The sequence below is a fragment of the Pseudomonas sp. MT92 genome (assembly GCF_058792515.1).
Map to the genome: position 1 here is coordinate 185,287 of NZ_JBXAFA010000013.1, position 17,689 is coordinate 202,975.

At 59.6% G+C, this 17,689-nt stretch carries 18 protein-coding genes; 9 read left to right on the forward strand and 9 right to left on the reverse strand.

Annotation, left to right across the window (positions count from 1 at the left end):
* The first annotated feature begins 411 nt into the window (after window positions 1-411).
* Both quiC and AC1Q6D_RS23585 read left to right on the forward strand, forming a co-directional pair.
* Window positions 412-2,313, forward strand: a complete 1,902-nt coding sequence (quiC, locus tag AC1Q6D_RS23580; RefSeq protein ID WP_047533568.1) for a 3-dehydroshikimate dehydratase QuiC — start codon at window positions 412-414, stop codon at window positions 2,311-2,313.
* Between the two features lie 102 nt (window positions 2,314-2,415).
* Window positions 2,416-3,093, forward strand: a complete 678-nt coding sequence (locus AC1Q6D_RS23585; RefSeq protein WP_103403478.1) for a TetR/AcrR family transcriptional regulator — start codon at window positions 2,416-2,418, stop codon at window positions 3,091-3,093.
* 37 nt (window positions 3,094-3,130) lie between these two features.
* Here AC1Q6D_RS23585 and AC1Q6D_RS23590 read toward each other — a convergent pair whose 3' ends face one another.
* From AC1Q6D_RS23590 to AC1Q6D_RS23600, 3 genes are all read right to left on the reverse strand, one after another.
* Window positions 3,131-3,985, reverse strand: coding sequence for a shikimate dehydrogenase (locus tag AC1Q6D_RS23590; RefSeq protein WP_103403519.1), 855 nt, complete (start codon window positions 3,983-3,985; stop codon window positions 3,131-3,133).
* A 5-nt stretch (window positions 3,986-3,990) separates the two neighbouring features.
* A complete protein-coding gene (gene aroQ / locus AC1Q6D_RS23595; RefSeq protein WP_103403479.1) occupies window positions 3,991-4,431 on the reverse strand; it encodes a type II 3-dehydroquinate dehydratase in 441 nt (146 codons plus the stop codon).
* A gap of 138 nt (window positions 4,432-4,569) precedes the next feature.
* A complete protein-coding gene (locus AC1Q6D_RS23600) occupies window positions 4,570-5,481 on the reverse strand; it encodes a LysR family transcriptional regulator (RefSeq protein ID WP_103403480.1) in 912 nt (303 codons plus the stop codon).
* Between the two features lie 119 nt (window positions 5,482-5,600).
* Between AC1Q6D_RS23600 and AC1Q6D_RS23605 the strand changes: the two genes are divergently transcribed.
* Window positions 5,601-5,807 carry a tautomerase family protein gene (locus AC1Q6D_RS23605; protein WP_047533558.1) on the forward strand — a complete coding sequence of 69 codons (207 nt, stop codon included), beginning with the start codon at window positions 5,601-5,603 and terminating at the stop codon, window positions 5,805-5,807.
* Between the two features lie 57 nt (window positions 5,808-5,864).
* On the opposite strand, the gene trmA is transcribed toward AC1Q6D_RS23605, so the two are convergent.
* Together trmA and AC1Q6D_RS23615 are read right to left on the reverse strand one after the other, a co-directional pair.
* On the reverse strand, window positions 5,865-6,944 hold the full coding sequence (gene trmA / locus AC1Q6D_RS23610) for a tRNA (uridine(54)-C5)-methyltransferase TrmA (protein WP_103403481.1): 1,080 nt from the start codon (window positions 6,942-6,944) through the stop codon (window positions 5,865-5,867).
* Complete coding sequence (locus AC1Q6D_RS23615) at window positions 6,941-8,236, reverse strand: NCS2 family permease (protein WP_103403482.1); 1,296 nt, start codon at window positions 8,234-8,236, stop codon at window positions 6,941-6,943. The genes trmA and AC1Q6D_RS23615 overlap by 4 nt, the downstream gene beginning before the upstream one ends.
* Before the next feature lie 249 nt (window positions 8,237-8,485).
* Here AC1Q6D_RS23615 and AC1Q6D_RS23620 point away from each other — a divergent pair, with 249 nt between their 5' ends.
* Both AC1Q6D_RS23620 and AC1Q6D_RS23625 read left to right on the forward strand, forming a co-directional pair.
* Window positions 8,486-8,902, forward strand: a complete 417-nt coding sequence (locus AC1Q6D_RS23620) for a DUF4879 domain-containing protein (protein ID WP_103403520.1) — start codon at window positions 8,486-8,488, stop codon at window positions 8,900-8,902.
* Window positions 8,903-8,968: 66 nt separating this feature from the next.
* On the forward strand, window positions 8,969-9,520 hold the full coding sequence (locus tag AC1Q6D_RS23625; protein ID WP_103403483.1) for a DJ-1 family glyoxalase III: 552 nt from the start codon (window positions 8,969-8,971) through the stop codon (window positions 9,518-9,520).
* Between the two features lie 2 nt (window positions 9,521-9,522).
* On the opposite strand, the gene AC1Q6D_RS23630 is transcribed toward AC1Q6D_RS23625, so the two are convergent.
* Entirely contained in the window at window positions 9,523-10,761 is a 1,239-nt protein-coding gene (locus AC1Q6D_RS23630) for an MFS transporter (protein ID WP_103403484.1), read from the reverse strand.
* A 360-nt stretch (window positions 10,762-11,121) separates the two neighbouring features.
* Here AC1Q6D_RS23630 and AC1Q6D_RS23635 point away from each other — a divergent pair, with 360 nt between their 5' ends.
* From AC1Q6D_RS23635 to AC1Q6D_RS23645, 3 genes are all read left to right on the forward strand, one after another.
* A complete protein-coding gene (locus AC1Q6D_RS23635) occupies window positions 11,122-12,558 on the forward strand; it encodes a cytochrome ubiquinol oxidase subunit I (RefSeq protein ID WP_103403485.1) in 1,437 nt (478 codons plus the stop codon).
* Between the two features lie 3 nt (window positions 12,559-12,561).
* Window positions 12,562-13,569, forward strand: coding sequence for a cytochrome d ubiquinol oxidase subunit II (cydB, locus tag AC1Q6D_RS23640; protein ID WP_103403486.1), 1,008 nt, complete (start codon window positions 12,562-12,564; stop codon window positions 13,567-13,569).
* A gap of 86 nt (window positions 13,570-13,655) precedes the next feature.
* Window positions 13,656-13,823 carry a DUF2474 domain-containing protein gene (locus AC1Q6D_RS23645; protein ID WP_081997949.1) on the forward strand — a complete coding sequence of 56 codons (168 nt, stop codon included), beginning with the start codon at window positions 13,656-13,658 and terminating at the stop codon, window positions 13,821-13,823.
* 75 nt (window positions 13,824-13,898) lie between these two features.
* On the opposite strand, the gene AC1Q6D_RS23650 is transcribed toward AC1Q6D_RS23645, so the two are convergent.
* Complete coding sequence (locus AC1Q6D_RS23650; RefSeq protein ID WP_103403487.1) at window positions 13,899-15,023, reverse strand: methyltransferase; 1,125 nt, start codon at window positions 15,021-15,023, stop codon at window positions 13,899-13,901.
* Between the two features lie 163 nt (window positions 15,024-15,186).
* On the reverse strand, window positions 15,187-15,918 hold the full coding sequence (locus AC1Q6D_RS23655) for a helix-turn-helix transcriptional regulator (RefSeq protein ID WP_103403488.1): 732 nt from the start codon (window positions 15,916-15,918) through the stop codon (window positions 15,187-15,189).
* 334 nt (window positions 15,919-16,252) lie between these two features.
* Between AC1Q6D_RS23655 and AC1Q6D_RS23660 the strand changes: the two genes are divergently transcribed.
* The gene (locus AC1Q6D_RS23660; protein WP_103403489.1) at window positions 16,253-17,029 is read left to right on the forward strand and encodes a ferredoxin--NADP reductase; all 777 of its coding nucleotides are present in this window, start codon (window positions 16,253-16,255) and stop codon (window positions 17,027-17,029) included.
* 45 nt (window positions 17,030-17,074) lie between these two features.
* On the opposite strand, the gene mscL is transcribed toward AC1Q6D_RS23660, so the two are convergent.
* Window positions 17,075-17,488 (reverse strand): large-conductance mechanosensitive channel protein MscL, encoded by a 414-nt coding sequence (gene mscL, locus AC1Q6D_RS23665; protein WP_103403490.1) that lies wholly within the window; start codon window positions 17,486-17,488, stop codon window positions 17,075-17,077.
* Between the last annotated feature and the right edge of the window lie 201 nt (window positions 17,489-17,689).

A 17,689-nucleotide genomic window follows, 5' to 3' on the forward strand; every position in this document is an offset into this window, starting at 1 on the left:
CTGACGGGTTATTCAGCGAGCGGCACGTGTGTGCCAGCGGTGCGCAGGGGGCGGATGGACGCCGGGCCAGGCGTAATGGCGTTGGTTCGAGCGAGCAGAGCGGTGAAGGAGCGCATGAGCGTATACCCGTTTTTTTGAAATTTTTATGTGGTGTTCTGGGTCGTTGTTAACTGGGACCGATGTGTGGTGACCGGGCCCAATGTGGTGTTGATGTTGCGCAGTGGACGAAAAATCGTCAATTCGCCAATTGTCATTTTGTTCGATAATCGCACGCAAAACTAACTGGGTAGTACACTTTAAATTGCTGTGCGGGATCACGCAGCCAATAATTCACTCAAAGCTAAACGCAGTCCCCGCATCAGCTGGCGAATGCCCCTAACAAAATGGTCTCCAGTACCGGGAGTCGAAGATATGCAGCGTTCCATTGCCACCGTTTCCTTGAGCGGTACCCTGCCGGAAAAACTCGAAGCCATTGCCGCCGCCGGTTTTGACGGCGTCGAGATTTTCGAGAATGACCTTCTCTACTACGACGGCAGCCCCCGGGAAATCAAACAGATGTGCGCCGATCTCGGGATCGCCATCACCTTGTTTCAACCGTTCCGGGATTTCGAAGGCTGCCGCCGTGACCGCCTGTCGCGCAATCTGGAGCGGGCCGAGCGCAAGTTCGACCTGATGCAGGAACTGGGCACCGACCTGGTGCTGGTGTGCAGCAACGCCTCGGCCGATTCCATTGGCGACGAGCAGATTCTGGTCGACGACTTGCGCCTGCTGGCCGAACGCGCCGGCGCGCGGGGCTTGCGTATCGGTTACGAAGCACTGGCCTGGGGCCGGCATGTGAACACCTATCAACAGGTGTGGAACATCGTGCGTCAGGCCGATCATCCAAGCCTCGGCGTGTTGCTCGACAGCTTTCATACGCTGTCGCTCAAGGGCGATCCAAGCGCCATCGCTGATATCCCGGGCGACAAGATCTTCTTCGTGCAAATGGCCGACGCGCCCATCCTGGCCATGGATGTGCTGGAGTGGAGCCGGCATTTCCGCTGCTTCCCGGGCCAGGGCGAGTTCGATCTGCCGGGCTTCCTCGCACCGATCATCAAGAGCGGTTACACCGGGCCGCTGTCGCTGGAGATCTTCAACGACGGCTTTCGCGCCGCGCCGCCACGGGCCAATGCCGCCGACGGTTTGCGTTCGTTGCTGTACCTCGAAGAGAAAACCCGTCAGCGCCTGGAGCAGGAATCCCGACCTGCGGCCAACCTCGACATCCTGTTCGAGACGCCCAAGGCCAGCGAGTACAACGGCATCGAGTTTCTCGAGTTCGCCGTGGATGAAAGCCTCGGTGCCAAGCTCTCGAACTGGCTGGAACGCCTGGGCTTCGTCAAGGCTGGCCAGCATCGCTCCAAGAGCGTCAGCCTGTTGCGCCAGGGCGATATCAACCTGATCCTCAACTCCGAGCCTTACTCGTTCGGCCACAGTTTTTTCGAGGCCCACGGTCCATCGCTGTGCGCCACCGCCGTGCGGGTCAAGGACAGCGCCAGTGCACTGGCCCGCGCCGTGGCTTACAAAGGCCAGCCCTATCGCGGGCTGGTCGGCCCCAATGAACTGGAACTCGCCGCCGTGCGCGCGCCGGATGGCAGCCTGATTTACCTGGTGGATCAGGACGCCGACGTCTACGGCACCGACTTCAACCTGCAGCCGAACGCGCTGGCCAGCGGCGGCCTCAAACGCATCGATCACATGGCGATGGCCCTGCCGGCCGACAGCCTCGACAGTTGGGTGTTGTTCTATAAGAGCCTGCTGGATTTCGAGGCCGACGACGAAGTGGTGTTGCCCGACCCTTATGGTCTGGTGAAGAGCCGCGCGTTGCGCAGTCGGGACAGCTCGATTCGTCTGCCGCTGAACATTTCCGAGAACCGCAACACCGCCATCTCACACGCGCTGTCGAGTTATCGCGGCTCCGGCGTGCATCACATCGCGTTTGATTGCGACGATATCTTTGCCGAAGTCAGTCGCGCGAAAGCGGCGGGCGTTCCGTTGCTGGACATCCCGCTCAACTACTATGACGACCTGGCGGCGCGCTTCGACTTCGACGACGAGTTCCTCAGCGAACTGGCCTACTACAACGTGCTGTACGACCGCGATGCCCAGGGTGGCGAGCTGTTCCATGTCTACACCGAGCCGTTCGAAGGGCGGTTTTTCTTCGAGATCATCCAGCGCAAGAACGGCTATGCCGGTTACGGCGCGGCCAACGTCGCGGTACGACTGGCGGCAATGGCCAAATCCCGAAGCGGTGCCGTCCGTCAGGCAAAGTTGTAGGAAATTCGTAATGACGGGAGTAATCCATTGCCGCACGGCTTCCCTCAGTGTGCGGCTCAGCCCATAATCGCCCGCTTGTGCAGTGATGGCCGTGAGCCCGCAATGACAATGACTTCAGAACTCTCCTTGGCGTCCGGCGAACCGATGGCCGAGCCGCGCAAGAGTCGCAAGAACAACCCGGAAAAAACCCGCGAGAACATTCTTCAAGAAGCCATTGTCGAGTTCGTTCAGCAGGGGCTTTCCGGGGCTCGCGTGGATGCGATCGCCGAGCGCATCCACACGTCCAAGCGCATGATCTATTACTACTTCGGCAGTAAGGAACAGCTCTACGTCGAAGTGCTCGAAAAGCTTTACGGCGATATCCGCAGCACCGAAAACCGTCTGCACCTGGCCGAACTGGCCCCGGTGGAGGCGATTCGGCGGCTGGTGGAATTCACCTTCGATCACCATGACCGCAACGTCGATTTCGTGCGCATCGTCAGCATTGAAAACATCCATAACGCCGAGTACGTGAAGCGTTCCGATGCGATCAAGGCGATGAACAACACCATCCTCGATTCATTGGGCGAGATTCTGCGTCGTGGTGCCGAGGAAGGGCTGTTTCGCAAGGGGCTGGTTCCGCTGGATGTGCATTTGCTGATCAGCTCGTTCTGCTTCTATCGCGTGTCGAACCGTCACACCTTCGGTGAGATTTTTCAGATCGACTTGCCGGACGAGGGCATTAAGGCGCGTCACCGGGAGATGATTTGCGAGTCGGTATTGCGCTACCTGCAGGCCTGAAACCGTGGCGAGCAAGCTCGCTCGCCACAGAAAACCTTCAGCCATTCATGCTTTGAAAGTGCGCCAGCATTCGCTGGGCATCGGGCACCACGCCGCTGAACAATTCGAACGCCTTCACCGCCTGAAACACCGCCATGTTGCCGCCATCCAGGGTCCGGCAACCCAGGGCGCGGGCGTTGCGCAGCAGTTCGGTTTCCAGCGGGAAGTAAACAATCTCCGCGACCCACAGCTGCGCGCGCAGCAACTCGACCGGCACTGGCATGCCCGGCAGTTTTTTCATGCCCATGGGTGTGGTGTTCACCAGGCCGTCGGCCTCGGCCAGGCTCCCCGCCAGATCGAGACCCGCGACGGCGCGGCCGCTGCCGAAATGTTGATTGAGGTTGTCCGCCAGGCTCTGGGCGCGACTGGTTTCCACATCGAAAATGCTCAGTTGCCGTACGCCTTCGCTCAATAGTGCGTGGGCGACGGCGGCACCGGCGCCTCCGGCACCCATCTGTACGACGCGGTCAACGGCAACGCCGGTCAAGCCACGGCGAAAGCCTTCGGCAAATCCCAGGCAATCGGTGTTGTGGCCGATGCGCTTGCCATCCTTGAGCACCACGGTGTTCACCGCGCCGATGCCGCGGGCTTCCGGCGACAATTCGTCGAGCAGCGGGATGATCGCCTGCTTGCACGGGAAGGTGATGTTCAGCCCGGTAAAGTTCATGCGCTCGGCGGCACTGAGCAGGTCGGGCAGGGCATTGCTGTCGAGTTTCAGCTGATCGAGGTCGATCAGGCGATAGAGGTAGCGCAAACCCTGGGCATCGCCTTCATGTTCGTGCAGCGCCGGGGTGCGGGATGCCTGGATGCCGGCGCCGATCAGTCCGGCCAATACCGTATGGTTCTGATTCACGATGCTCACCCCTTCAAGCGCAGACTGAAATGCTCCAGCGCCAGGCGATAGCCGTGGCTGCCGAACCCGGCCATCACCGCAGTGGCAATCGCCGAGACGAAGGAGTGGTGGCGGAAAGGTTCACGGGCGTGGACATTGGACAGGTGCACTTCGATCACTGGCAGTTCACTGGCCACCAGCGCATCGCGGATCGCCACCGAGGTGTGGGTCCAGGCGGCCGGGTTGATCACGATGCCGGCGCAACGGTTGCGGGCGTTGTGAATCCAGTCGAGCAGTTCGCCTTCGTGGTTGGTCTGGCGAAACTCCACCGCCAGGCCGAATTCTTCGGCGGTACGACCGCACAGGGCGGAAATGTCAGCGAGGGTTTCGTGGCCGTAGGTTGCCGGCTCACGGGTGCCGAGCAGGTTCAGATTCGGGCCGTTGAGCACCAGAATAATGGGGGACATCGATGTTTCTCCACTTATTGTTTTTGGCATTGGCCGAGGATTCCGGCCTGTGGAGATAAATTGTACTAACTGGTTAATACGGTCAATTGAAGAGCCGGTCAGCGGGCTTTTTGTGTGCGGTGATCGGACGGTTTCGTATCAGCGCGGCAGATGCTCAAGCAGAAAATCGATAAACGCCCGCAATCTGAGGGGGACGTGGCGACTTTGCGGATAGAGCAGGGTAAACGGCCGAGAGCGTCCGCCGTAGGGCTTGAGCACTTCCAGCAACGAGCCATCAGCCAGCTCCTTTTCGACAATGAAACGATAGGTCTGAAACAACCCCGCGCCGTGTTTCGCCAGGGTCACGCCACCCAGTACATCGTCGGAACAACTGAAGTTGCCTTCCGCCAGAATTTCCCGCTCCACGCTCTTGTCGTTGAACAACCAGGCGATGCGCCGGCCGCTGCTGGGCAGTTCGTACTGGATGCATTCGTGGTGCTGCAGGTCGTCGAGGGTTTGCGGCGTGCCGGCATGCTGGAGGTAGTCGGGGCTGGCAACCATCACCAGTTCGGCGTCTTCGAGGGGCCTGGCGATCAGGCCGGAATCGGGAATGGCCCGCACGCGAATGGCCATGTCATAACCTTCGCCGACGAAATCGATGTTGCGATTGCTGATGTGCGACTCAACCTTCACCGCCGGAAAACGCGCGCGAAAGGCCGGGAGCAACGGCAGGATGCGATGGTGGGCGTAGGTGGTGGGAATACTGATGCGCAAGGTCCCGGACGGCACTTGCTGCTGGCCCATGACTTCGCGCTGGGCTTCAACCAGTTGAGCCAGCGCCTGGCGGCATTCCTCGTAGTAGCGACGACCGCTGTCGGTCAGCTTGACGCTGCGGGTGGTGCGTGCGAACAGCCGTACGCCCAGACGCTCTTCCATACGTGACACCGAGCGACTCACGGCCGCCGGAGTGACGCCTGCCACCAGCGCGGCAGAAGTGAAGCTACCGGCTTCGGCGGCCAGGCAAAACAGCTCGATACTGCCCAGCTGAAGATCGTCGAATTGTCGCTGCATGATTGATTACACCGGGGATCAAATGAAGTGTGTGAATCAGTATTTATCAGATGCCTGCACACCGATACAGTGAGTTCGATACCCCAGGCCTTTCTTGATCAACGAGCAGGAGATACAGCATGCCTTTCGTCAGCGTACGTATTACCCGTGACGGCGTTACCCGGGAGCAAAAAGCCCAGGTCATCGCGGAAATCACCGAAACCTTGCAGCGCGTCCTCGGCAAACCGCCTGAACTGACGCACATCGTGATCGAGGAAATTGATACCGATAACTGGGGGTATAAAGGCATCACCACCACTGAATATCGAAAGAATCTGCCGGGGTGAAAACCGGGTGAAAAAAAGCCGTCGCAGAGACGGCTTTTTCATGTCTGGCACCTGCACTCAGCGCCGGGTCAGCAATACGCCGGATTCCATGTGGTGAGTCCACGGGAACTGGTCGAACATCGCGCATTGGGTGATGCGGTGCGTGTCGTGCAGTTGGGCGATGTTGGCCGCCAGGGTTTCCGGGTTGCAGGAAATGTACAGGATGTTGTCGAAGCGCCGGGTCAGTTCGCAGGTGTCCGGGTCCATGCCGGCGCGCGGCGGGTCGACGAATACGCTGCCAAACTCGTAGCTCTTGAGGTCGATGCCGTGCAGTCGGCGGAACGGCCGCACTTCATTCAAGGCTTCGGTCAGCTCTTCGGCGGACAAGCGCACCAGGGTGACGTTATCCACCGCGTTTTCGCTGAGGTTGCTCAGTGCGGCGTTGACCGAGGTCTTGCTGATTTCGGTGGCCAGCACGTTGCGCACACGAGTGGCCAGCGGCAGGGTGAAGTTGCCGTTGCCGCAATACAGTTCCAGCAAGTCGTCCGGGCGATCGCCCAGCGCGTCGTACGCCCAGTTGAGCATCTTCTGGTTCACGGTGCCGTTGGGCTGGGTGAAGGCGCCTTCGGGCTGGCGATAGCTGAAGGTACGGCCGCCGACTTCCAGCTTCTCCACCACGTAATCGTGACCGATGACTTCGCGCTTGCCCTTGGAGCGGCCAATCACGCTGACATTCAATTCGGTCGCGAGCTTCGAGGCCGCCGCGTGCCAGTGTTCGTCCAGCGGACGGTGGTAGCACAGGGTGATCATGGCGTCGCCAGCCAGGGTGGTCAGGAACTCCACCTGAAACAGCTTGTGGCTCAGGGCTGAACTGGCTTGCCAGGCGGCCTTGAGCTGCGGCATCAACTGGTTGATGCGCTGGCTGGCGATCGGGAATTCTTCGATCAGGATCGGCGTGCGTTTGTCTTCCTGGGAAAACATCGCGTAGTGGCGCTCGCCGGCTTCGCGCCACAGGCGGAATTCGGCGCGCAGGCGGAAATTCTGCAGCGGCGAGTCGAAGACGGCCGGCTGCGGCGCATCGAACGGCGCCAGGAGGTCACGCAAGCGCGTGACCTTTTCTTCGAGCTGAGTGGCGTAGGCCTGGGAATTAAAAGTCATGCGTTGAACCAACCCAGCTTGATCACGAACAGAATCGACAGAATCACCAGCGCCGGGTTCAGCTCGCGGCCACGCCCGGACAGCAGTTTGATCGCGGTCCACGAGATGAAACCGAAAGCGATGCCGTTGGCGATGGAATAAGTGAATGGCATCGCCAGGGCGGTGATCACGACCGGTGCGGCAACGGTGATGTCGTCCCAGTCTATTTCGGCCAGGCCGGATGTCATCAGTACGGCGACGAACAGCAGCGCCGGGGCAGTGGCGTAAGCCGGAATGCTGGAGGCCAGTGGCGAGAAGAACAGTGCCAGCAGGAACAGCACGGCCACCACGACGGCCGTCAGGCCCGTGCGGCCACCGGCACTCACGCCGGCGGCGGATTCGATGTAGCTGGTGGTGGTCGAGGTGCCCAACAGGGAACCGGCCATGGCGGCGGTGCTGTCGGCGATCAGGGCGCGGCCCATTTTCGGCATGTGGCCATCCTTGCCCATCAGGCCGGCGCGCTTGGCGACGCCGATCAGGGTGCCGGAGTTGTCGAACAGGTCGACGAACAGGAAGGCGAAGATCACGCTGAACAGACCGATGTCCAATGCGCCCTTGATGTCCAGTTGCAGGAAGGTCGGCGCCAGCGAAGGCGGCATCGACATCACGCCGCCGAACGGGCTGAAACCCATCGCGATCGAAACAATGGTCACGACCAGAATGCCGATCAGCACGGCACCACGCACGGCCAGCGCTTCGAGGGCGACGATCAAGGCAAAGCCGAGGGTGGCGAGGATCGGTGCCGGTTGTTTAAGGTCACCGAGGCCGACCATGGTCGCCGGGTTGCTGACTACGATGCCGGCTTTGTTCAGGGCGATCAACGCCAGGAACAGGCCGATACCGGCGGCAATCGCCGAGCGCAATGGCAACGGGATGCTGTTGATGATCCATTCACGGATGCGGAAGATCGACAGCAGGAAGAAACACACCGCCGAAATGAACACCGCGCCCAGCGCCACTTGCCAGGTGTGACCCATGTGCAGGACCACGGTGTAGGTGAAGAAGGCGTTCAGGCCCATGCCCGGCGCGAGGGCGATCGGGTAGTTGGCGATCAACCCCATGACTGTGGAGCCAATGGCGGCGGCCAGACAGGTCGCGACAAATACCGCGCCCTTGTCCATGCCGGTCTCGCCGAGGATGCTCGGGTTGACGAACAGGATGTAGGCCATGGCTAAAAAGGTCGTGACGCCCGCCAGTATCTCGGTGCGTACGTTGGTGTTGTGTGCCTTGAGTTGAAACAGCCTTTCCAGCATGTCTGCTCCCCGTGGCGCGCCCGGCGCCGTGAATGTATCGACCTCAACAGCAAAGCACAGACCGCTGTTGGCGCCTGGGAATTTTCTGTGGGTCGGAAAAAGCCGCGCATCATACCAGCAGCGTAGGGTTATGGCTGCTTATGGCGGTGATCGTCGTCGATGTTTTGCGTTTAGCTCAAGTCAGCCATACTGCGCGCTGTTTTTGGGGAGGGGTATCGCGTGAAGAAGCGTCTGTTTATCGGCATTGGAATGTTGCTGGCCTTGTGCCTGGGGGCACAAACCGCCTCGGCGGCCTCGGCGCCACCCTTGACTCAGTTGAAAGTGCTCAAAGTCGAATCGCCGGCCTGCGGCTTTGAAGACATTGCTGAAGGACAGGAGCAGACACGCTGCAACCACTCCGGCCCTCACATCATGATCTACGTGTTGGAAATCGGTTACGGTCGCGAGGCGCATGTCGGACTGGACGGTTTTGATGTGAACGGCACCCGGGCTCCAGTCTGTGCTTTCAATAATGGCAACCTGACGGACTGCACTGTCGGCATGAAAACCGTTGGTTATCTGTACGTCTTCGATATGGCGGGCAAGCAGGAAGGCACGTTCACCTTCAGCAACACCTCGATCAACGCCCCGGGCAACACCTTGTCGACGCAGCTCTACATCAAGTAAGGCGGGGTTCGAACAAGGGTCGGGAAAGCTGACTACGCTTTAAGGATCATTCCGTGGATTGCCCTTATGACCTTTAGAGCCTTGATTACCCTCGCCGAGGGCATCGATGACCTGCAAGCCGTGACCCTGGTCGACGTGCTGCGCCGTGCCAAAGTGGAAGTGGTGGTGGCCAGCATCGAGGGGCGACGCATGCTCACCTGCGCCCGCGGCACCCGCCTGACCTGCGATGCCATGCTGGTGGACCTGCTGGCCCAGCCATTCGACCTGATCGCCCTGCCCGGCGGTGCGGTGGGGGCGCAGCACCTGTCGAACCATCAACCCCTGCAACAATTGATCAAGGACCAGGCCGCGGCCGGTCGCTTGTTCGCGGGCATTGCCGAGGCCCCCGCGCTGGCGCTGCAGGCCTTTGGCGTGTTGCGCCAGCGGCGCATGACCTGCCTGCCTTCGGCCAGCCATCAACTGTCAGGCTGCACCTTCGTCGATCAACCGGTGGTGGTCGATGGCAACTGCATCACGGCCCAGGGCTCGGGCGCCGCCCTGCCGTTCGTCCTGGCGCTGGTGGAACAACTCTGCGGCAAGGCCACGCGAACGGCGGTGGCATCGGAGTTGGTGGTTTAGCGTCAGACCTTCGCCTCTTCGTTCGGCACATGCATGCGATCGCGGCTGGCCAGACTCGGGAACAGTTTGATCCACACCCCGGTCACCACCAGCGTGCCAATACCGCCCATGACCACCGCCGGCACGGTTCCGAACCAGTGGGCGGTCAGGCCGGATTCGAATTCTCCCAATTGATTCGAAGCACCGATGAACAATCCGTTCACGGCGCTGACCCGGCCACGCATTTCGTCCGGGGTTTCCAGTTGCACGAAGGACGCGCGGATCACCATGCTGATCATGTCGGCCGCGCCCAGGACGACTAACACGGCCAGCGAGAACCAGAACGATGTCGACAGGCCGAAGGCGATGGTTGCCACACCAAATATGCCCACGGCGGTGAACATCACTCGCCCGACATTGCGGTCGACAGCAAATCGCGCCAGCCACAGCGACATCATCAGCGCGCCCACTGCGGGTGCCGAGCGCAGCAGGCCCAGGCCCCACGGGCCGGTCAGCAGGATGTCCTTGGCGAAAACCGGCAGCAACGCCGTCGCGCCACCCAGCAGGACGGCGAACAGGTCCAGGGAGATAGCCCCCAGTATGTCGGGGCGACTGCGAATGAAGCGGATGCCGGCCAGCAGTGAATCGAGGGTGGCCTTGCCCTTGTTCAGCGGCGTTTGGCGGGCGGGCAGGTTGAGCATCAGTGAGCAGGCAATGAGGTAAAGGATCACCGTCGGGCCATAGACCCAGACACTGCCGAAGGCGTAGAGCAATCCACCGAGGGCCGGGGCGACGATGGTCGCTGACTGCTGGGCCGACTGTGCGGCGGCGACGGCCCGGGGAAACAGGGCGCTGGGCACGATACTCGGCAGCAGGGCCTGGGTGGTCGGCATTTCGAAGGAGCGAGCGGCACCGAGCACGAACGCGAGGATGAAGATCATTTCCCGGGTGACATGGTCAGTGGCGCTGCCGATCGCCAGCGACAGGGCGATCAGTGCCTGAATGGACTGGCAGATCGCCGCGACCCTGCGCCGGTCGTAGCGGTCCGCCACATGCCCGGTGTGCAGCATGAACAGCACGCGCGGGGCGAACTCCACCAGCCCGACCAGGCCCAGATCGAGCACGTTGCCGGTCAGCTGGTACAGGTTCCAGCCAATGGCCACCGTGAGCATTTGAAAGCCGCTGGCCGTAAAGATCCGGGCCAGCCAGAACGCGATGAAAGGGCGGTGATGACGTAACAGCAAGGGCTCTTGGCTGGGCATCTGGCGGCAGATCTGGGTGTGGGAAAGGGAGAGATTATCATTAAGCTGTAACAGGAAGTTGCCATCTTGGAAGATTTCGTTAGCTAGACATCTATTCACCTGGCCCGCCTCGGTGAGGCAACTTGTCACGCGGCAAAAGACCACGCGGTTCATCCTCGCAAATGGGACTACTCTTTCAACGTTGCTTGATCCAGATCAATACCCTCGACAGGCGTTGATCCAGTGACCCGAGCGCCAGACTCCCTGCGTTGCGATGCTGGTAAAAAAAAGAACGAATTTGAATTCGCCGCACTCCATACCCGTGGGAACCGTGGATGCAGGCTTGCGCCGGCAGCCGTACTACCTGACAGAGGAAGACTTATGTTCGGTTTAGAGGCACTTGATCTCGCCCGAATTCAGTTCGCGTTCACTATCTCGTTCCACATCCTGTTTCCTGCCATCACCATTGGCCTGGCGAGTTACCTGGCGGTGCTCGAAGGCCTGTGGCTGAAAACCCACAACGGCACCTACCGCGATCTCTACCACTTCTGGTCGAAGATCTTTGCGGTCAACTTCGGCATGGGCGTGGTGTCGGGGCTGGTCATGGCGTATCAGTTCGGCACCAACTGGAGCCGTTTCTCGGACTTCGCCGGATCGGTGACGGGGCCGTTGCTGACGTACGAAGTCCTGACCGCATTCTTCCTCGAAGCCGGTTTCCTCGGCGTCATGCTGTTTGGCTGGAACAAGGTGGGCCGCGGCCTGCACTTCTTCGCCACGGTGATGGTCGCCATCGGCACCTTGATTTCGACCTTCTGGATTCTCGCGTCCAACAGCTGGATGCAGACCCCGCAAGGCTTCGAGATCATCAACGGCCAGGTCATTCCGACCGACTGGCTGGCGGTGATCTTCAACCCGTCGTTCCCGTATCGCCTGATGCACATGGCCACGGCGGCGTTCGTCGCAACGGCTTTCTTCGTCGGTTCCTCGGCGGCCTGGCATTTGCTGCGCGGCAAAGACAACCCGGCGATTCGCACCATGCTCTCGATGGCCATGTGGATGGCGCTGATCGTGGCGCCGATTCAGGCGGTCATCGGTGACTTCCACGGCCTCAACACGCTCGAGCATCAACCGGCAAAAATCGCCGCGATCGAGGGGCACTGGGAAAACAAAGGTAACGAAGCGACGCCGCTGATCCTGTTCGGCTGGCCGGACATGAAAGAAGAGAAAACCAAATTCGCCGTCGAGATTCCGTACCTTGGCAGCTTGATCCTGACCCACTCCCTGGACAAACAGGTGCCCGCCCTCAAGGAATTCCCGCCTGAAGACCGGCCTAATTCGACCATCGTCTTCTGGTCGTTCCGGATCATGGTCGGCCTGGGTTTCCTGATGATCTTCACCGGGTTGTGGAGCCTGTGGCTGCGCAAGCGCGACACGCTCTATACCTCGCGGCCGTTCCTGTATCTGGCGTTGTGGATGGGGCCGTCCGGCCTGATCGCGATTCTCGCCGGCTGGTTCACTACTGAAATCGGTCGTCAACCGTGGGTGGTCTACGGGCTGATGCGTACGGCGGATGCGTCGTCCAACCATAGCTTCATGCAGATGAGCATCACCCTGATCCTGTTCGTCGTGGTGTATTTCGCCCTGTTCGGTGCCGGCCTGGGCTACATGATGCGCCTGGTGCGCAAGGGGCCGAAGATCGACGAGGGCAAGGAAACCAACGAAGGTGGTCCTGGCCAGAAACGCACACCGGCACGTCCGCTGTCCGCAGCCGACGATGAACACGCCGATGCCGACCGCACCACGACCAAGGAGATTTGAATCATGGGTATTGATCTTCCGCTGATCTGGGCCGTGATCATCATCTTCGGCATCATGATGTACGTGGTCATGGACGGTTTCGACCTGGGGATCGGGATTCTCTTCCCGTTCATCCCGGGCAAAAGTGACCGCGACGTGATGATGAACACCGTCGCTCCGGTCTGGGACGGCAACGAAACCTGGCTGGTACTGGGGGGCGCAGCATTGTTCGGTGCGTTCCCGCTGGCTTACTCGGTGGTGCTCTCGGCGTTGTACCTGCCGCTGATGTTCATGCTGATCGGCCTGATTTTCCGCGGCGTGGCCTTCGAGTTCCGCTTCAAGGCCAAGGACGACAAACGTCACTTGTGGGACAAGGCGTTCATCGGTGGTTCGGTCGCGGCCACCTTCTTCCAGGGTGTGGCGCTGGGGGCGTTCATCGATGGCTTGCCGGTGGTCAATCGTCAGTTCGCCGGAGGGTCACTGGACTGGCTGACACCGTTCACGATGTTCTGCGGAGCTGCATTGGTAGTGGCTTATGCGCTGCTCGGTTGCACCTGGTTGATCATGAAGACCGAAGGCAAGCTGCAGGAGCAAATGCATGACCTGGCGCGGCCGCTGGCGTTCGTATTGCTGGCGGTGATCGGCATCGTCAGCATCTGGACGCCACTGGCCCATGCCGAGATTGCGGCGCGCTGGTTCACGTTGCCGAACCTGTTCTGGTTCCTGCCGGTGCCGATCCTGGTGCTGGTGACTTTGTACGGCCTGATCCGTGCGGTGGCTCGTAACGCGCACTACACGCCGTTCCTGCTGACGCTGGTGTTGATCTTCCTCGGTTACAGCGGCCTGGGCATCAGCCTGTGGCCGAACATCGTGCCGCCGTCGATCTCGATCTGGGACGCCGCGGCACCGCCGCAGAGCCAGGGCTTCATGCTGGTGGGCACGCTGTTCATCATCCCGTTCATCCTTGGGTACACCTTCTGGAGCTATTACGTGTTCCGCGGCAAGGTCACCCATGAAGATGGCTACCACTAGGCCTTTTCTGCGCGGATTTGTGGGTGCGGGCTTGCTCGCGATGGCGCCATGACGGGCGCCACCCACCTTCATTGGAGGTACAGGCTATGAGCAACAAACATTCCCTGCACGACATCGAACAGGCCGAAAAAAAGCCGCTGTGGCAGCGGCTCGGCTGGTTGGCCATGATTTGGGCGGGAAGCGTCGGTGCATTGTTCATCGTCGCCAGCCTGATGCGGATGTTCATGAACGCCGCCGGCCTGACCACACATTAATGACCTGACATCCCATCCCGCAGCCTTGCGGCGCGGATTTACAACCCTCCTGATGGAGGGTTTTTTTTGCCCTGATTATTTGCGGGCCTTGAGAATCACGAATTTCGGCGTGGCGGCGACTTGCTCGACCCCGCGGAACAACCGCGCGAGCTTGCTGTGATACCCCAGATGACGGTTGCCGACGATGAATAACGCACCGCCTGTCACCAGGGCTTCCCGGGCTTGCTGGAACATCCGCCAGGCCAGGAAGTCGCCGACCACCTGCTGCTGGTGAAACGGTGGATTGCACAACACCACGTCCAGCGATTGAGGTTCCTGCCCGGCCAACCCATCGCCCGCCCGCACAATCACATCGCGCTCGCCCAGTGCGGCGCTCCAGTTCTCGGCGGCCGATTGCACGGCCATGAACGACTCATCGACCAGTGTGTAATGGGCCTCGGGGTTTTGCAGGGCGCTGGCGATCGCCAGAACGCCGTTACCGCAACCGAGGTCGGCAACCCGTGCGCTGCCGAGGTTCTTCGGCAGGTGTGGGAGAAACGCTCGCGTGCCGATGTCCAGGCCTTCACGGCAGAACACGTTGGCGTGGTTGAGCAATTCGATGGCCGGTGCATCGAGTCGATAGCGAGTCGGGTAGGGTGAAACTACGGGGGCTTTTGCTTCGGTCGTGGCGATCAGCAGCCGTGCTTTCTTCACCGCCAGGGTCGCCTGTACCGGGCCGATGTAGCGCTCCAGCAGATCGCCGGCGGCACGTGGCAGGTGTTTGATCATCGCGCCCGCGACCACTTGGGTGCCCGGCGCCAACTGGCCTTGCAGGCGGATCAGTTGTTCTTCCAGTAAGGCCAGCGTCTTCGGCACCCGGATCAGTACCCGGTCAAAGGGCCCCTTGAGCGCTTCACTGGCGGGTATGTGCGGTACGCCATCAAACGGCAGGCCATTGCGCGCCAGATTCTTTTCCAGGCCCTGAAAGGCCAGGAACGAGTCGCCGCTGCTGGTCACTTTGACCTTGCCCGCGAGGCTGGCTGCCAATGCACCGAAACTGTCGTTGAGCACCAGAACCCGCATCTCGGTCGAAGGTTGCTGTTCGGCCAGATGGTTGAGCAGGTACTCGTCTGCCGCGTCAAAGGCTTGCAGCGGTTCGTTCTGCTGTTCGGGTTGGCGGATCAGGTCGAGGCTGGCGAAGGGTGTTTCGAGCAAGGGCATGGGGCGGGGCTCTGGGTAATCAACGGGTGTCCCGCGGCCCGGGGACGTCTTGGCGGCGGGGCCGTCCGAGTGGACTGCGTCGTGGACAAATCACACGTCATCACTCAGGAGGGACCGCGAATGGTACGTTTTTTTGGAGTGGATTACTCGCAGGTTTTTCCAGTCAACCCATTGCGTTTCTGTCGAGGTAGCCAGCCTTGGCGGCGGCGATGACAGCTGAAATCTTATTGCTTACTCCGAATTTGCGGATGGTTTCCTGAACATGGAAATTGATCGTTCGCGGGCTGAGATTGAGAATCCTGGCGCTTTCGTAGGCCGTTTTGCCATCCGCGGCCAGTTTCAACACGTCGATTTCCCGAAGAGACAATTGCGGGGTGGACGGTGTGCCAGCCCCCTTGGGCAGCGCTCGCGCAACCAGCTTGTGCAGGTGATGTCCGATGAATACGGAGTAGCCCTGATTTTCGTACAGCTCCCATGCACTGATCGGACAATGGCTGCGCGCCAGGCTCAGTATGCTGCACAGACCGCTATTCTCGTCGTGAACGGCTTGGGACCAACCGTGTTGCAATCCTTGTAGTTCAAGCTCATTCCAGAGACATTGCGTGCTGTCGAACAGTTCTTCGGTCCACAGAACGGGTATTGCCGATTGAAAGCAATGCGCCACTACTGGATCGATGCGAGCCAGTTTTCTTTTTTCGTAATCGGCGTTCCAGTCTGACGGGTAATTGTTCAAGCGCAGAGCACTCAGCCTCTCGGTATTTGAAGTGTAACTGGTTGAAAATCCGAAGAATCTGAAGCCTATATTTTTCGCGAAGTTCACTGATATCCGGTAGGCCGTTTCAAGATCATTGGTGGATGACAGTTGTTCGAGCTGAGAGATTTTCCATTTTTCCATAGCGAAGCTCCCATTACAGAAGGGGGGGCTGGTTGGATCCAATAATTTGGATTACAGGATTGTAGGATGAATCCTACGGCGATGGTTAAAATATTTGGCTTTGCCAAGTTGCAGGAAAACTGGATTTTGGTTCTAGCTATAAGAGTAAAGAGGGGGGCGTATAAGCGTCTCTATGGTATGTGAGATGTCATTTTAACTTTATGGAATGTTTTGTAATACAGGCATGTTGTATAAGTATACAGGAGGCGTTGTTACTCTAATAAGACACTACAAAACATGTGTATATAGAGTTGGCTTTGCGAGACACTGTGATATCTGTTTAATGGAGTACCCCATGACCATCAGTGATGAGAAATTTACTCGCCAAACCCTCATCGACGTCCAGCCGTTGACTCCGAACCTGTTTACCTTGCGGGCAACACGGGATCCGGGGTTTCGCTTCCGAGCGGGGCAATTTGCCCGGTTAGGCGTCACCAGGGCTGATGGCAGTACGGTTTGGCGTGCCTATTCCATGGTGTCGTCACCCTTCGACGAGTTTCTTGAGTTCTTTTCCATCGTGGTTCCGGGGGGCGAGTTCACCAGCGAGCTGAGCCGTCTGGGTGTCGGCGATACGCTGCTGGTCGATCGACAGGCCTATGGTTACCTGACGCTTGATCGCTTCGTTGACGGACGTGATCTGTGGTTGTTATCCACAGGTACGGGGCTGGCGCCGTTTCTGTCGATCCTGCAGGACTTCGAGGTCTGGGAAAAATTCGAACGGATCATCCTGGTCTACAGCGTCCGTGAGACCCGGGAGCTGGCTTATCAGGACCTTATCGCGGGGCTGGCGCAGCGTGAGTATCTGTCGGAATTCGCCCACAAGCTGCAACTCATCAACACGGTGACTCGCGAGCAACATCCTGGCGCCTTGAACGGGCGCATTACCACATTGATCGAAAATGGCGAGCTGGAGCGCGCGGCCGGGGTGGCCCTGACGCCCGAGCACTCTCGGGTCATGCTATGCGGCAATCCACAGATGATCGATGACACGCGCAGATTGCTTAAAGCGCGCGATATGCATTTGAGCCTCAGTCGACGACCTGGTCAGGTGGCGGTGGAAAACTTCTGGTAAAAAAAACGGCGCCGCAAGGGCGCCATCCGTATTTCTTTCAAACATTCAAGGCCGGTTGTTCTGGGCCTTGAGCAGATCGCGGATCTCGCCCAGCAATATTTCTTCCTTGGTCGGAACCGGCGGCACGGTGGGCGCCACTGCCTCTTCGCGTTTCAAGTGGTTAATGGCTTTGACACCCATGAAGATCGCGAAGGCGACGATGAGGAAGTCGATCAGGCTCTGGATGAATTTACCGTAGGCCAGCACCACCGCCGGGACGTTACCGTCAGCGGCCTTGAGCGTAATGGCCAGGTCACTGAAGTCCACCCCACCGATCAACAGCCCGATTGGCGGCATGATCACATCGCCGACAAACGACGTGACAATCTTGCCGAAGGCGGCGCCGATGATGATACCCACGGCCATGTCGACCACATTGCCCTTGACCGCGAAGGCCTTGAACTCACTTATCACGCCCATAGGTTATTTCCTTGTTACAGATGAGGTTGGTGAACGCAGTGTAAATCAGCAAGACGCATCTTGCTCGAAACGCCTGCTTACAAACGCCGCCTGCTGTCGACCGGGGTATCGGGAAAAAGTTTGAAAATGCCACCCTCGCAGGGTGAGCGAGAAAGGGTTTCGAGGCTTTTTCGCGAGCCTGTCGTTGTGCTGCTCAACTGT

Excerpts from the sequence above, each read along its gene's own strand:
- AC1Q6D_RS23645 (WP_081997949.1), top strand. The coding sequence starts at position 13,656 with ATGAGCAACAAACATTCCCTGCACGACATCGAACAGGCCGAAAAAAAG.
- AC1Q6D_RS23620 (WP_103403520.1), top strand. The coding sequence starts at position 8,486 with ATGTTGCTGGCCTTGTGCCTGGGGGCACAAACCGCCTCGGCGGCCTCG.
- AC1Q6D_RS23625 (WP_103403483.1), top strand. The coding sequence starts at position 8,969 with ATGACCTTTAGAGCCTTGATTACCCTCGCCGAGGGCATCGATGACCTG.
- trmA (WP_103403481.1), bottom strand. The coding sequence starts at position 6,944 with ATGACTTTTAATTCCCAGGCCTACGCCACTCAGCTCGAAGAAAAGGTC.
- AC1Q6D_RS23630 (WP_103403484.1), bottom strand. The coding sequence starts at position 10,761 with ATGCCCAGCCAAGAGCCCTTGCTGTTACGTCATCACCGCCCTTTCATC.
- cydB (WP_103403486.1), top strand. The coding sequence starts at position 12,562 with ATGGGTATTGATCTTCCGCTGATCTGGGCCGTGATCATCATCTTCGGC.
- AC1Q6D_RS23615 (WP_103403482.1), bottom strand. The coding sequence starts at position 8,236 with ATGCTGGAAAGGCTGTTTCAACTCAAGGCACACAACACCAACGTACGC.
- aroQ (WP_103403479.1), bottom strand. The coding sequence starts at position 4,431 with ATGTCCCCCATTATTCTGGTGCTCAACGGCCCGAATCTGAACCTGCTC.
- AC1Q6D_RS23650 (WP_103403487.1), bottom strand. The coding sequence starts at position 15,023 with ATGCCCTTGCTCGAAACACCCTTCGCCAGCCTCGACCTGATCCGCCAA.
- AC1Q6D_RS23585 (WP_103403478.1), top strand. The coding sequence starts at position 2,416 with ATGACAATGACTTCAGAACTCTCCTTGGCGTCCGGCGAACCGATGGCC.
- AC1Q6D_RS23660 (WP_103403489.1), top strand. The coding sequence starts at position 16,253 with ATGACCATCAGTGATGAGAAATTTACTCGCCAAACCCTCATCGACGTC.
- AC1Q6D_RS23635 (WP_103403485.1), top strand. The coding sequence starts at position 11,122 with ATGTTCGGTTTAGAGGCACTTGATCTCGCCCGAATTCAGTTCGCGTTC.
- AC1Q6D_RS23605 (WP_047533558.1), top strand. The coding sequence starts at position 5,601 with ATGCCTTTCGTCAGCGTACGTATTACCCGTGACGGCGTTACCCGGGAG.
- AC1Q6D_RS23600 (WP_103403480.1), bottom strand. The coding sequence starts at position 5,481 with ATGCAGCGACAATTCGACGATCTTCAGCTGGGCAGTATCGAGCTGTTT.
- AC1Q6D_RS23655 (WP_103403488.1), bottom strand. The coding sequence starts at position 15,918 with ATGGAAAAATGGAAAATCTCTCAGCTCGAACAACTGTCATCCACCAAT.
- mscL (WP_103403490.1), bottom strand. The coding sequence starts at position 17,488 with ATGGGCGTGATAAGTGAGTTCAAGGCCTTCGCGGTCAAGGGCAATGTG.
- quiC (WP_047533568.1), top strand. The coding sequence starts at position 412 with ATGCAGCGTTCCATTGCCACCGTTTCCTTGAGCGGTACCCTGCCGGAA.